The 15,026-nt window shown below is 65.0% G+C and carries 8 protein-coding genes; all 8 read right to left on the bottom strand.

The features are described from left to right. Positions 1-98 precede the first annotated feature (98 nt). Positions 99-2,648 (bottom strand): glycoside hydrolase family 3 protein, encoded by a 2,550-nt coding sequence (locus G4G27_RS20820; protein WP_183110407.1) that lies wholly within the window; start codon positions 2,646-2,648, stop codon positions 99-101. 8 nt (positions 2,649-2,656) lie between these two features. Beyond that, positions 2,657-2,980, bottom strand: a complete 324-nt coding sequence (locus tag G4G27_RS20815) for a hypothetical protein (RefSeq protein ID WP_183110406.1) — start codon at positions 2,978-2,980, stop codon at positions 2,657-2,659. Further along, the gene (locus tag G4G27_RS20810; RefSeq protein WP_183110405.1) at positions 2,977-4,677 is read right to left on the bottom strand and encodes an AMP-binding protein; all 1,701 of its coding nucleotides are present in this window, start codon (positions 4,675-4,677) and stop codon (positions 2,977-2,979) included. The genes G4G27_RS20815 and G4G27_RS20810 overlap by 4 nt, the downstream gene beginning before the upstream one ends. A 4-nt stretch (positions 4,678-4,681) precedes the next feature. Continuing rightward, a complete protein-coding gene (locus G4G27_RS20805; protein ID WP_183110404.1) occupies positions 4,682-6,277 on the bottom strand; it encodes a tannase/feruloyl esterase family alpha/beta hydrolase in 1,596 nt (531 codons plus the stop codon). Next, on the bottom strand, positions 6,274-7,200 hold the full coding sequence (locus G4G27_RS20800; RefSeq protein ID WP_183110403.1) for an alpha/beta hydrolase: 927 nt from the start codon (positions 7,198-7,200) through the stop codon (positions 6,274-6,276). Before G4G27_RS20800 ends, G4G27_RS20805 begins: the two co-directional genes overlap by 4 nt. Further along, a complete protein-coding gene (locus G4G27_RS20795) occupies positions 7,197-8,738 on the bottom strand; it encodes a carboxylesterase family protein (RefSeq protein WP_183110402.1) in 1,542 nt (513 codons plus the stop codon). The genes G4G27_RS20800 and G4G27_RS20795 overlap by 4 nt, the downstream gene beginning before the upstream one ends. After that, a complete protein-coding gene (locus G4G27_RS20790; RefSeq protein ID WP_183110401.1) occupies positions 8,735-12,052 on the bottom strand; it encodes a family 78 glycoside hydrolase catalytic domain in 3,318 nt (1,105 codons plus the stop codon). The genes G4G27_RS20795 and G4G27_RS20790 overlap by 4 nt, the downstream gene beginning before the upstream one ends. Positions 12,053-12,162: 110 nt before the next feature. Next, on the bottom strand, positions 12,163-14,943 hold the full coding sequence (locus tag G4G27_RS20785) for a TonB-dependent receptor (protein WP_183110400.1): 2,781 nt from the start codon (positions 14,941-14,943) through the stop codon (positions 12,163-12,165). Between the last annotated feature and the right edge of the window lie 83 nt (positions 14,944-15,026).

Genomic DNA, 15,026 nt, shown 5'->3' with positions numbered 1-15,026 from the left:
GGGGGAGTGGTGTGCGGGGCATCGGCCGAAGTCCCCTCACCCTTCCGCCGCTTCGCGGCTCCCTCCCTCTCCCACAAGGGGAGAGGGAAAGTGGCTGATCACGGCACCCGCGCCGTCCCGCTAACCTCGATATCCTTGACCGTACGGATATCGTCGGACGCCGCGCCGATCATCAGCCGGTAGCGGCCCGGCCGCACCATCCAGGCCTTGGCCACCACGTCATAGGTGGCGAAGGCGCGCGGATCGAGCGTCAGCACGACCGATTGCCGTGACCCCGCGGGGATCGCGACCTTGGCGAAAGCCCTGAGCTGCTTGACCGGTTCGGTCGCGGCGCGATCGACCGGGGCGACATAGAGCTGCACCACCTCCATGCCGTCACGCTTGCCGGTGTTGCGCACCTCAAGCATGACCTTGGTCGCGGCACCCGCCTTGATCCGTGCCGGTGCGACGGCCTTGCCATAGTCGAAACTGGTGTAGGACAGCCCATGGCCGAAGGCGAAGAGCGGCGTCACCCCGCGCGCATCGAAGCTGCGATACCCGACCAGCAACCCTTCCGAGTAAGAGCTGGTGCCCGCATCCATCTTGATCACATCGTCCGCATCCCTGGCCGGAAAGGTCACCGGCAGCCGACCCGACGGATTGACCTTGCCGGTCAGGATACCGGCCAGCGCGGCCGGGCCGGACTGGCCGGTGAGCCACATATCGACGATCGCCGGCACCTCGTCCTTCCACGGCATGGTCATTGCCGCGCCGGCATTGACCACCACCACGGTCTTCTTGTTGGCGGCGGCAATCGCCGAGACGAGCTTGTCCTGATCGCCGGGCAAGTCGATCGAGGCGCGGTCATAGCCCTCGCCCTCGGTCAGGCTGTTCGAGCCGACGATCACGATCGCGGCGTCAGCCGACTTCGCCGCGGCAACCGCAGCGTCGAGCGACGGGCGCGGCACGCGCACGCCGAAGCTGAGCGATTCGTAGAGCGACTTGCCGTTCGTGTAATCGAGCTGGATCGGATAACCCTTGCCCGCCTCCAACTCGACCGTCGCGGTCCGGCGCGCGACCGGGAAGCCAATCACATCGCGATTGTCGGGCACCGACGGCATGGTCTTGTCGATCAGGGTCTTGCCGTCAAAGGCGAGCATGGCCTTGCCAGTACCGCGAATACTGAATTCGTAACGACCCGAAACCGGCGCCCAGAACAGGCCTTTCCAGCGCAGCGACAGATAATTGGCCGATTGCGGGCCGGCGACATTGCCGCTGATATATTTGACGAAGGTCGTCGCAACATCCGAAGCGACCGGTTCGCCGGCCTGGTCCGCCGCCGCAAAATAGCTTTGCGCGAGGCCGGCCCTGGTGCGATTCCCATCCATGCTGAACAATGCGGCATCGGCGGCGGGCGGCACGTCTTCGCTATCGACGCCGCGTTCGTACAGGATCTTTACGCCGGGCAGCGCCGCACGCAGCGCATCGAGCGGCGCTGCGATCGCATCGAATGGCTGAACCGCGGAACTGCCGCCGCCCTGGATGCGCGCCTTGGCCGCGTTCGGACCGATCACGGCCAGCGTCCTGATCGACGGATCGAGCGGGAGCAGCCCGGCATTCTTCAGGAGTACGATCGCTTCCTCGGCGGCACGCTGCGACACCGCGGCATGCGCCGGTCCACCGACCATGCCCTTTGTCCCGGCGGTGCCCTCGATCACGCCGCTGCGCACGATCAGGCGCACCATGCGCCGCGCGGTCTCGTCGATCTGCGCCGGCGTGACCTCGCCCGCCTTGGCGGCGGCGAGCAGCTTTGCGCCGAAATGCTGCGGCGGACCGGGCATCTCCAAGTCGAGCCCGGCATTGATCGCCTTGGCGGTGGTGTGCGTCGCGCCCCAATCGGACACGACAAAACCCTTAAAGCCCCATTCCTTCTTCAGCACATCGGTCAGCAGCCAGCTATTCTCACCCGCATAAGTGCCGTTGAGCTTGTTGTAGGAGGCCATCACCGACCAGGGATCGAGCGTCTTCACCACCGTTTCGAAGGCGGGAAGATAAAGCTCACGCATGGTCCGCTCGTCGACCACCGAGTTGGTGAAGAAGCGGTTGGTCTCCTGATTGTTGGCGGCGAAATGCTTGATCGAAACGCCGACGCCATTGTCCTGCACGCCGCGCACATAACCAAGCGCGATGCGGCCGGTGAGATAGGGGTCTTCGGAATAAGTCTCGAAATTGCGGCCCCAGCGCGGGGTGCGCACGATATTGACGGTCGGCGCGAGCAACACCGACGCACCATAGCCCCGCGCCTCCTCGGCGATCGCGCCGCCGACCTGTTGCGCTAGTGCCGGATTCCACGTCGCGGCGATCGCCACACCGACCGGGAAGACGGTCGCCGGCTGACCCTCGGGCGAGCGCACGCCGGTCGGCCCGTCGGTCATCTTGATCTCGGGGATGCCGAGACGCGGAATCGCCTGCCCGGTCATGCCGGTCGCGCCGGCCATCAACGAGATCTTCTCCTCGAGCGTCAGCCTGGACAGCAGATCGTCGACACGCGCCTCAAGCGGTGCGGCGGGGTTGAGGTAAAGCACCCTGTCTTCGGCGGTGGCGGGCAATGCGGACAGCGCGCAGGCGGCAAGCAATGCCGCGCGCGACGAAAAACGAAATATGGCCACTCTCCCGGTCATTTGATCGCCGCGAGATCGGCCGCGACCTGGGCCAGCTTCTCGGGGATGAGCGCGCCGTTGGAGAAGGGCACGACCTGGTTGAGGCTGGCGCCCTTGAACGAGTCGAAGCCGTCGAGCGTGGTCAGGCCGGGCAAATCCTTGTCGAGCACTGCCTTGGCGGCCGGATCAGCGACGAGATCGGCCAGCGGCGTATCCAGCGTATACTTGGCGCCGATGGCGGGCGCAGCCGGCGTCGCTGGCGTGGGGGCGGGGGCCGGCGCGGTCTGGGCCGAGGCAGCGGTGGCGATCGAAAGCGCGATCAGAGCAGCGGCATATTTCATTGGACTTCCTTTTCCTGGGATTGAGCGAGCTCGGCGACCATCGCCTCGCGGATGAGATATTTCTGGATCTTGCCGGTGACCGTCGTCGGAAAGGCATCGACGAAGCGGATGTGACGCGGAATCTTGTAGTGCGCGATGCGGTCGCGGCAGAAGTCGCGGATCTCGCCCTCATCGCCCACCGCATCGGGGCGCAGACGGATCCAGGCGCAAAGTTCCTCGCCCATGCGCGCGTCGGGAATGCCGACCACGGTGACATCCTCGATCGCGGGATGGCGGTAGAGAAACTCCTCGATCTCGCGCGGCGAGATATTCTCGCCGCCGCGGATCACCATGTCCTTCAGGCGACCGACGATGCGGCCATAGCCATGGGCGTCGATCACCGCGAGATCGCCGCTGTGCATCCAGCCGCCTTCGTCGATCACATCTGCGGTACGTTCGGCATCGTCCCAATAACCAAGCATCACCGAATAACCGCGCGTGCACAGCTCCCCGGTTTCGCCCGCCGCGACGATCGCGCCCGCGTCGTCGATCAGCTTGCATTCGAGATGCGGTTGGACCCGTCCGATCGTGCCGACGCGCGCCTCCAGTCCGTCGTCGATCGCGGTCTGGAAGCTGACCGGGCTGGTCTCGGTCATGCCATAGGCGATCGTCACGTCGCGCATATTCATCCGCTCGATCACCTGGCGCATCACCGATTCAGGGCAGCTCGCCCCCGCCATGCAGCCGGTGCGCAGCGACGACAGATCGACCGGCGTGCGGTCGAGCTCGGCCAGTTCGGCGATGAACATCGTCGGCACGCCGTACAAAGCGGTGCAGCGCTCGGCCTCGATCGTGCGCAGCACCGTCGCGGGATCGAAGGCTGGCCCTGGATAGATCATCGCCGCGCCGAGGGTGACGCTGGCCAGATTGCCCAGCACCATGCCGAAGCAATGATAGAGCGGCACCGGGATGCAGATGCGATCTTCCGGCCCCAGCCCCATCGCGCTGCCGACGAAATAACCATTGTTGAGGATATTATGGTGCGACAGCGTCGCGCCCTTGGGCAGGCCGGTGGTGCCGCTGGTGAATTGGATGTTGATCGCGTCGCGCGCATCGAGCGATGCGCCGATCCGCGCCAGCGCGTCATGGTCGGCGGCAGTGGCAAGCGCGGGGATCGCATCGAAATCGAGCCAGCCCGGACGGGTATCGCCGCCGATCTTGGCGACGACCGCCAGGCTCGGTTGCGCCGCCGACTCCAGCCGTCCCGACGCGCAGCCGGGTAGCTCCGGGCAAAGCTGTTCGACCATGCCGACATAGTCGCTGGTCCTGAATTCAGCCGCGACGACCAGCGCGCGCAGGCCGACCTTGGCGATGGTGAAGCCGGCTTCCTCGACGCGATAGGCGGGATTGATCGTGACCAGGATCAGCCCGGCACGCGCCGCGGCGAACTGGGTCAGCGTCCATTCCGCGCAATTGGGCGCCCAGAGGCCGATCCGGTCGCCGCGCACCATGCCGAGCGCGAGCAGCCCCGCCGCCAGCGCATCGGCGCGTTTGAGCAATTCGGCAAAGCTCCAGCGAATACCCTGCGCGACCGAGACCAATGCATCGCGCTCGCCCCAGCGACGCGCGGCGATGGCCAGCGCCTCACCGATACTGTGCTCGATCAGCGGCGGCGCATCGGCGCCCCGGACATGGGCAAGGGTCAATGGCGGCGACATCATTTCAGCTCGGCGCGACGCAGTCGAAATTGGCGGCATCGTCGGTCGACCCCGTCCCTTTCCAATGCGCGACCTTGGGGTAGGCGCAGAGCGGCCGGGTGCCGAGCGCCTTTGCCGGCAAGCCGATATAAGCGAATAACGGGTTGTCGTAGCGCGTCGCGACGATCCGTTCGGGCGCAGCCCCGCCCTGTCTCCACTGGTCGAGCGCGGTCAGCGGATCGAACCCCGTGGCGCCCGGCCCGCCCAGGCAATGCGACATGCCCGGCACCATGAACAGCCGGGTCGACGACGATGCCTGGCGCTGCGTGCGTTTGAGTTCCTCGAAATAGTTGATCGTGTTTTCCGGCGGAATCGCCGCATCGTACCAGCCGTGATACAGGATCAGCTTGCCGCCGCGCTTGTAGAAGGCGCTGAGGTCGGTGCCGGCGTCGAGGACGTTGGCGAACTTTTTCGCTGCCAGCCTGGGATCGGCGATCGGATCATAATCCGCCGGCTGCCAGTCGGGCTTCGCATGGACCATGTAGCGGTAGAATTCGGTCGCGAAGCGGCCATGCTGCGCGTTCGTGCCGGTCAGCCACAGATCCCAGGTACCGGGCACCGCCTCCGCGCCGGGCATATAGCCGGGGAAGATCGACTTGCCCTTGGCATCGACCGGGCCGCGATACAGCGCGCGTGCGGTTTCGACCTGCGGCGCGCTCAGGCAATTCGCGTCATCGCCCGCCCCCGCCTTGCATTGCAGGACGACGGGGTCGAAGCCGCATTTGCGCGGATCCTCGATGACCTTGTCGGCGACGCCGTCCGCCGCGTCGCATTTCGCCAGCGCGGCGGTCTGCAACAGCTTCAGCTTGGCATTGGGAATGATCGATTCGGGCTTGCCGAACGCGGCGCGGTGATCGGCCATGAAGCCGGTCATCAGCCGCGTCCATGGGTTGGCCGGCGCACCGGCGATGATCGCGTCATAATCGGTGGGATAACGCTGCGCCTCGTTCAGCGCCTCGCGGCCGCCGTCGGAGCAGCCGTGAAAATAGGCGGCGGCGAGCGGCTTCGGATAATAGGACGCGACGACCTGTTTGGCGAGCAGCGCTGCCAGGTGATTGGCGCGGTGACCGAAGTCGACGATCTTCTCGGGCTCATTCAACGCCCATTTCGCGTCGACGTCGGTGCTGAGATGTCCCATGTCGCTGCCGGTCGCGGCATAGCCCCTGGCAAGACCGGTACGCATGGTCAGCGCAGGCAGGGTCAATGTCCCGCCATAGCCGCCATTGCCGGCGCCGAGCAGCTTGCCGTTCCAGCCGGCGCTTTCGGGCAGCCAGACCTCGATCTTCACTTCCGAACGCGGTGTGGGCTTGAGTACCGCATGGACGCGGCAGAACGTCGCCGGCGCAGGCAGGCTGGGCTTGCCGGCCTCGGTGGTGATCGACTCACCCTGTTTCACCATCACGGCGCTGTCGATCTTGCCATTGGCGATGGTCAGGCCGGTCAGCGATCCGCACGATCCCGCCGGCGCGGCGCGGACGCCCTCGACAGGCGCCAGAACAGCAACTGCCGCCATGCCCATGGCAGCACCGCCGAGCAGCGCGATACTCAATCTGGGGGTCATTTGCGGAGATATCCTTTCGCGTCGAGCCATTGCTGCAGCCGTTCGGGCCAGGCGTCGGAGGCCTTGCCGGTTTTCGCCATACCAAAGCCGTGACCGCCATTGGCGACGGTGACATAGGTCGCGTCACCACCCGCCGCCTTCCACGCCTTTTGCAATTCTTCGGCTTCCGGCCGAACGATCGGATCATCATCGGCAACCAGGTCGAACAAAGGCGGCGCATTGGCCGGAACCGGCGCGTGGCCGGCGATCAGGCCGGGATAGATCGTCACGAGAAAGTCGGGACGGCTGTCGGCATGATTGGCGAGCGTTGCCCAGACCGAGACCGCGCCACCGGCGGAAAAGCCCATCAGGCCGACCCGGTTCGGCTTGATCTTCAGCTGCTTCGCATGGGCGCGCACATAGCGCACCGCCTGCTCACCATCGGCAGTGACCAGCGGCTGGAGCGGGTCGATCGCGCGCATCATTGCCGAGCGATTGAGCAGCCGGCCGATCAGCGCTCTCTGCACATCGTCACCGGTCGCGATCAGCCGGTATTTCAGCACGATCGCGGTGACGCCCAGGCTGTTGAGCCATTTGGCGACCGCAATGCCTTCATTCTCGATGCTGAGGAGGTGAAAGCCGCCGCCGGGCGCGACGATCATCGCGGTGCCGTTGGCGGTCTTGGGATCGGCCGGATAGATCAGCAGTCCCGGCACGGTGACATTGCGCATGATCGTGCCCGGATTGGACGCTCGCAGCTCGGTGACCTCGGCGGGCATGTCGGGCAGGCTGCCCGGCGCGCCCTTGGGCCAGAGCGGGATCACCGTCTTGTCGATCGTCGTCGGCGTACCGGCGCTTGCACAGGCGGCCAGACTCCAGGTCGCGGCCAAGCCAAGCGCGATGGCGCCGCCCAGGATCGAACGGCGCATCGAACGGCGCATCATTTCTTTTCTCCATCACGAAGTTTCGCCAGCGCATCCAGGCCGGCATCGGCGGCGGGATGCATGGCGGTCTCGCCAATGCCGATATGCAGCGCGACTGGCGCCTTGGCGGTGTAACGATCCCAGCGCGGAGCGCCCTTGCTGTTCGGGTCACCCGCCCTGGCGAAGTCGCTCCAATAGGTCGACACCAACGCCGCTGCCGCCCGATCGGCGGCACTGGGCGCGGGCTTCAGCGCATCGAGCGTGTCGAACACATAGTTGATGTCGGAGGCATGCGGCGCGCCCTTGAGTTCGGCGCGCTTGGCCTCGGCCACATAGCCGAAGCGATAGACCCAGGTCGGGTTGCCGTTCGCGGCATGACGCCGGGCGAGCGCGATCGACGGCTCGACGAACACCATGTCGCCGGCAATGCGATCATCGAACGACGCGCCATACGCAGTGCGCAGCGCACTGACATCGCCGAGCGGCTTGATGATGCCGGCGGTCGCGGGCCCCTTGAACGGTGCGGGCAGAAAGCCGAGCTCATCGCTGTTCGCGCCGACGATATAGGGGATCCGTGCTTCCTTGCCCGCCGCGAAGATCGCATCGACGCTGTCGGTGACGATCTGGCCGTCGGTGATTCCGCCGGAGTAGGTCGCCTCCTCATTGTTGAGCAAGCCGATCTTGCCGCGTACGATATCGGTCGGGATCGCGCGGAGCGACGCGGCATCGTCGCCAGCGCCAACCGACTTGGCAAAGGCGATGCCCTTGACCTCGGCAGTGGCGAGGTCGGGCCATTTGTCGCGCCCGCCGCCTGACGAGGCGATACCGCGCACGAACAGGCCGTGCGCCAGCGGCGAAGCCATTAGCCGGTTGACCGACTGGCCACCGGCGGATTCGCCGAAAATCGTCACCTGCGCCGGATCGCCGCCGAACGCGGCGATGTTGCGCTTGACCCAGTTGAGCGCGGCGATCTGGTCCAACAGGCCCCAATTGCCGGTCGGCGCGCCATTGGCTTCCCTGGTCAGTGCGGGATGCGCGAAGAAGCCAAGCCGGCCGATGCGATAGGTGAAATTGACCACCACCACGCCGCGCTTCGCCAGCCGCACGCCGTCATAAGGCGGCGACGCGCCCGATCCGTTGACGAAGGCGCCGCCATGGACCCAGACCATGACGGGCAGGCCCCTGGCTTTTTTGCCGGCGCCCGGTTTCCCCGGCTTCGGCGTCCAGACATTGGCGTAAAGACAATCCTCGCTCATCGGCTGACCGCTCGTCGCGGCATCGCCGGGCATCCAGGTCTGCGGGCAATCATTGGCGAATTTGGTCGCGTCGCGGGGAGCGGACCAGCGCACCGCCGGCCGCGGCGCGCGCCAGCGGAGATCGCCGACCGGCGGCGCTGCATAGGGAATGCCGCGAAACACCGCGATGCCGTCCGCCGTCAGACCCTGAAGCGCGCCGGTTTCGACCGTGGCGGCAGGAGTGGCTGGGGTCTGAGCCTGAGCCGAAATAGCGAGGCATGATGCGATCAACGCGGCGAACCCGTAGCTGCGCGCGAAACTCATTGGCTTGCTCCCGCTTCGAAAACATGACGCCCGGCCGCGACCGAGTAGACCGCAAAGCCGGTGGTGGTGCGCACCAGTGTCGCATCCTTTGCGGCACTGCGCACCGGCCCGAAGCGTAGCGGGACCCAGATCTCTCCGCTCGTATTGGCGGGTATCTCCGCCGTCAGCGTCAGCACACCATGCTCGACCGTCCATCCGGCCGCGGCACGACCGCGGATCGTGTCCATCGTTGCACTGGCCGAAGCGAGTCCGGCGGGGATTTCCGGCCGTACCAGCACGCTGGCATAGCCCGGCTGGCCCGGCCGCAAACCGGCCAGGCGCTGGCGCATCCAGTCGGCGATCGAGCCGAAATAATGATGGTCGCGCGAGCGGCTTTCGAGGCTCCAGCTTTCGAACATCGTGCCGTGCCCGTTCTTGATCCACCAGCCCCAGCTCGGCTCGTCCGTGCGCGTCGCGACCTTGTAGGCGAGATCGGCATGGCCATGATCGCTGAGGATTTCGAGCAGATAGCGCGTTGCATAAACGCCGGTGCGCAGCCCGTTCTTCTCGACATCGGCAGCGATCGTATCGGCCACCGCTTGCTCCGCCCCGTCCGGCACCATGCCCATGGCGAGCGGCAGGACATTCTGGATCTGGGTCGGCGCACCCGCCACGCCCTTGGCATCGGTCGTGCGGTAATGCCGTGCCGCGCCATCCCAGTAGCGCCGGTTATAGGCATCGCGGATGTTGCGGGCGAGCGCGCCGTAACGGTCGGCATCGGCCTGCTTGCCGATCACCGCCGACGATTTCGCCAGCAAATCGGCCTCGAGGAAATAATAGGCGCTGGCAACCGCATCGATCCCGCCGCCGCGCTGATTGAGGAAATCGGCCGCGCCGGGCGGCGACCATTCGCTCAGCTCAAAGCCTTCGCGGCGATACTCGGGCGCCTTGAACCAGCCGCCGGTATAATCGACCAGCCGCGCCTGCGCGTCGTGCATCCGTTCGAGGATGCGGCTGTCGCCATAGCTGGTGTAGAGTTCCCAGGGCAGGATCATCGTCGCCACGTCCCAGGGCGGGGTCGGGCCCCAGATCATGTTCCAGCCCGGGCTGTTCTCATAACCGTAAAGCGGGGTCGCGGGCACGATCTCGGGAATCTCGCCCCTGGCTGATTGCGCGTCGCGGAAATCGCCGAGCCATTTGGTCCAGACGCGCGCGACATCGAGACTGCGCGCCGCCGCTCCGGCCGAGGCTTGCGCGTCGCCGGTCCAGCCATTCTTCTCCAAGGTCGGCGTGTCGGTCTGGAAACCATGCATATTGTTGCGGATCGTCGCGATCGCCGCCGCGTCGATCTGCATCAGCAGTGTATCGCTGCTGCGGAACTCGCCGGTCGCCGCCACTGCGCTATGCGCGATTCGCGCGGTCAGCGCGTCGGGGCCAGGCGTACCGGGAAAGCCGTCGAGCTGGACATACCGAAAGCCGCGATAACCGAAGCGCGGTTCCCATTGCTCCTCACCACCGCCCGCCAGCGTGTAGCGATCGGTCTGCAATTGCGCGTCGATCAGCCCGGCCGCTGGTATGACCAGCCCGTCATCCCCAATGCGTTCGCTGGACAGCATCGACACCGTCTGGCCGCGTGGACCCGACACGCGCAGCGCGGGCCAGCCGGCGATGATGCGACCATAATCCAGCACCCAAATGCCGGGCCGGACTTGCTTGATCGTGACCGGCTTGAGATCGGCGACCGGGGCGATCGGCTCGACATTGGCGGCGACCAGCGTGCCCGCCGGTCCATCGACGATGCGCGCAGATGCCCAGCGGCGATCGGCAAAGCCGGGCTTGTCCCAACCGTTCGGATGCAGCCGCGCGTCATAGCGCTCGCCGCGATAGATCGAGTCGGCCAAGGTCGGCCCGAAGGCGGTGCGCCAGCTCGCATCGGTCGCGATGCGCTGGCTCGTTCCATCGGCAAAGTCGATCTGGAGCTGCGCACGGAGTGCCGGGTCGCCGTGCCACGGCGCTTGCTGCCAATACCATTCATTGGGATCGGTCAGCCCATACCAGCCACGCCCGAGCTCAGCACCGATCGCATTGGAACCGGGGCGCAGCGCGGCGGTTACGTCATAGGTCTGATAGAGTACGCGCTTGTCATAGGCGGTATAACCGCTCGCCATCGCCGACGCGCCGATCACCTGGCCGTTAAGGCTGAAGCGCGGCCAGCCGGCGCCAGCGACATAGAGCCGTGCGCGGGCGATCCTCTTGGCCGGCAGGGTGAAGGCGCGGCGCAGCAGCGGGGCTGGCGCTTCGATCGGCAGGACGATATCGACCTTGGGCACCCCGCCCGGCACGGCCAGCCCGTCCTTCGTGACATCGCCACCGGTAAAGGCATTGTCGTTGGCCACAAAGCGCGTCTCGAACGGCGTGGTTCCGGTGATGCGGACTCGGTGGATGATCGCGGCGCCGGGTTCCTTCGCGGTGAAACCGATCGTGCCATGCGCGACCGATGCGTCGGTCAGCGTATCGACCGTGACGCCGTCGATCGCGGTGGTCAGCCGGTCACCCGCCGCAGTGATCGACACGATATGCCGCCCATCTCCCAGCGCCTTTGCCGGCAAGGCTACACGTTTCAACTCAGTCACCTTGACTGCCGATGATGTGCCGCCGGGATAATGCCGGACCTGCGCGACCAGCGCCGGCCCCTTGTCGGTCCGGGCGAGCGTCCAGACATAGGCCTCACCATAGGTCTTGCCGATCGGCTGAGCACGGAACAACAGGTCGACCGACTTGCCGGTCAGCGTCAGGTCGGCGGTGAAGGTGAAATCGCGCCAGTCGTGATCGGTGCGCTTCGGCCCCGCGATCCAGCTCGCCGTCCAGTCGGCGGGCTTGAGCAAGCCCATTTCCCACCAGCCGGGCGCGCTCCAGCCGCTCGCCTTGCCAGCTTCGTCCCAAGTCTGGACCTGCCACACATAGCGCTTGCCTGATTCGAGCGCCGGGCCGGCATAGGCGATCTGAGTGCTGGCGGATGAGGTGACCTTGCCGCTGTCCCACAACGCCCGATCACCCGTCAGCGCATCCGCGCTCTCACCGACGCGGATTCGATAAGCGCTCTGCCGCGCCACCGGCGAGTGCCAGGAAAGACGCGGCGCCGGCTCGTCGAGCCCGAGCGGCGCGGCGCTATATTCGACGCGGAGCGCATCGGGCGCCTCTGCGGTCGCGGCACGAACACCGCCAGCACAGACCAGCGTGAAGCACAGCACCGCCAGTGTCGTCAGCCCGTAGCGATGGCGGCCGCGCACAGGCGAACCGCCACTCGTGATCCGATAGGCCGGCTGACGCCGCACGCGACTCTCCTCACACTCTGGTACGAACATTATCGCTACGAATCGCCGCCGTCACATCGCTGCGGCGGCGGCCGCCTCAATTCCCTTTGTCCACTGCCACGGCATCCCCTTCAGAACTTCTTGCGCAGGCCGATCGAGACCAACCGCCCGAGCGTGCTGCCATTGGCATAGCCGGCCAGTGTGTCGGAAAAGGGCGGATCACGATCGAACACATTGTCGACATTGAGGGTCAGCATCGTGCCCTTGAGCGCACCCTTGTCGGGCAGTGCGTAGCTGAAGAACAGATCAACGGTCGTGAATGAGCCAATCCGCGACTGGTTGACCAAGCCGAGGATCGGATAGCCCTGGCGATAATTCAGCTTGGCCTGCGCGGTGAAGTCGCTGATCGTACCACCCGCATTTGCCACCAGCGCAAGCCGACCGGTGCCGTTCTTCAATTCATCCGAGAACGGATCCCCCTTCACCGCCTGGTTCTTGCGGCTCAGCGTATAGGTGCCACTGACGCCCAGATTCACCGAGCCAAAGCCGGTAGGGCGCAGATAATTCACATTGAAATCGATCCCGCTGACCTTGATCGCGCCGATATTATTGCGACGTGCATCGATCAGCACATAGGGCGCACCAAGTGCGTAAAGCGACTGGATGCTTGGTGCACCATTCAGTGGCAGGTTGCCGACCGCCGCCAGCGATTGCTGAAGTGTCGGATTCAGAATGTAGAAGCTCGAATAGCCGGGATTCGAATATAGGATCGGCGACGTGAGCGGAGGAACCTGGATCGCGTCCTTGAAGTTCACATTGTAATAGGTCGCGCTGACGACGAGCCCAGGCGCGATGGTCGGCTTCCAGTCGAAACCGGCGGACCAGGTATTGGCGGTTTCCGGCTTCAGAGCGGGATTACCGCCGGCAAGGATGATCGTGGGACGCGCCAAATCGCTTGTCGGGCTGCCGCCTGCACGGAACGGGCTGAACAACAAAATCTGCGCGCGCGAATCCGATGTGCTGGTCGTATCCGCAAGACTCGGCGCATGGAACGATGTGCCATAGTTGCCGCGGATCGTCAGTTGATCCACCGGCTTCCAAGTCACCCCGACCTTGGGATTGGTGGAGCCGCCCTGATCGCTGTAATCGTCATGGCGGATCGAACCCGACAGATTGAGCTGACGCAGCCCGGGCACGGCATTGTCCGCCCCGAAGATCGGGATCAGCAGTTCAGCAAAGGCCGACTTCACGTTACGCGACGAGAAGGACCTGATGGAGTTGGAAAGATCGCCGCGGGGACTTTGACTGATCTGCGACTGAAGGTTTTCATAATGATATTCACCGCCTATCGCGAGGCGGATATCGCCGCCCGGCAGTCGCGCAAGCGACCCATCCAACACGAAACGCGCCTCGGCCAGCTCCTGCACAGCGTGTCCATAATTCTGGAAGTCGCGGATCGCCGCCAGCACCGCCGGATTGGTCGCGCTCAGGTCATAAGGATTGAGCGCGGTGGCAAGCGTGGTCCCGGCAAGCGCATTGGTCGCCGCCGTGGTGTTGATCGTGTTGTCGAGGACCAGATTGTCGCTGCGCCCGAAATTCGCCTCGGTGCGCAATTGCCAATTATGGCCGAGATCGAACTTGAAGCTTGGCGTCACGCCATAGGAGTCGAAGCGGGATTTGCTCGTTACCGTGGGACCGAACACGTCATCGAACGAGATGGAGACGGATTGTACGAAGGACTGAAACGGAGGGGTACCAACGGCTTGGAAATAGGGATTTATCGGCCCGAGCTGCCCGAGCAGCGTTCTCCCCCAGATCAAGCCCGTGATACCCGGTTGTTGCGTCAGTGTCGTCGTATCGCGGCGCGACCAATAAGCGGTCGCCGAGAATTCAACATGATCCGAAAGATGCTGCGTCAGCGACGCGAATACCGTGTGACGCTCTTCACGCGGATAGAAATCCGAATTGGCGTTGGTATCGCATTTGTTGACAGCGCCCCGCACCAACCCAGGCATGGCATAAGGGATATTCCCCGGCAGGGGAAACAGGATTGGAACGCCCGTAAGGGGATTAAGGGGATTGTCGATCACGTTCCCCGGTGAGCAAACCTGCGAGCGGAAATCCTGTCCGCCACGACCGCTATGGTCGGCATTGGTATAGTCGCGATCGCGATTCTGAATATTGTCGTGCCACGCATAGGCATAGGTGACGAGCAGCGATCCGCTGCCCCAATCCTTGCCCGCCGTCAGGCTGCCGTCGATGGTCTGATAATTATCGGCAAGACCATAGCGGGCATTAGCCGCAAGACCATTGAACCGGCTGCGCGTGATAAAATTGATGACGCCGCCGATCGCATCCGATCCGTAGATTGCCGAACCGCCATCGGGCACGATCTCGACCCGGTCGATAACTTCCGGCGGCAGAATTGATGGATCGACCGTGGTCTGAAGGACACCAGCACCAACCATGCGATGACCGTTGAGCAGCACCAGCGTGGAGCTTCCGCCAGCCGCCGCGAGGTTGCGGATATTCGGCCGAACGATCGGCAAAGCGAATGATCCCGTGCCGACCGGGACCGTGCCGAAATTGCCCACCTGGGGAACATCGGCGAGCAGATCATTGGCGGACGCCGCGCCGGATTTCAGGATATCCTCGCGCGTCACGCCGACAACGTTGGTGCCGACCGGCGCGACGCCGCGCAGCAAAGTGCCGGTGACGATGATGTCGCTATCGTCCTGAATCTGTTCGGGAGCGATTTCCTGCCCGTCGGCGATCGACTCTGCGGGTGGTGCGGTCTGCGCGAAGGCCGGGCCGGCCATGACACCAATCGCCAGCGCCGCTGCGGAAACGCCGGCGCGAAACGCGCGGACGCCCGGCGACAACGTGATACCACTCTCAGGCCGCTTGATCATTTAATCCTCCCCAATCGGCGGGCCGATAAACCCGTCCTGTCATGCTGACTGCCGCACCGGTTTTTCCCGGCATCCGTTCAGCG

The sequence above is a fragment of the Sphingomonas sp. So64.6b genome, from assembly GCF_014171475.1.
GTDB lineage: Bacteria > Pseudomonadota > Alphaproteobacteria > Sphingomonadales > Sphingomonadaceae > Sphingomonas > Sphingomonas alpina_A.
This window is presented reverse-complemented; position numbering and strand designations above follow the sequence as displayed.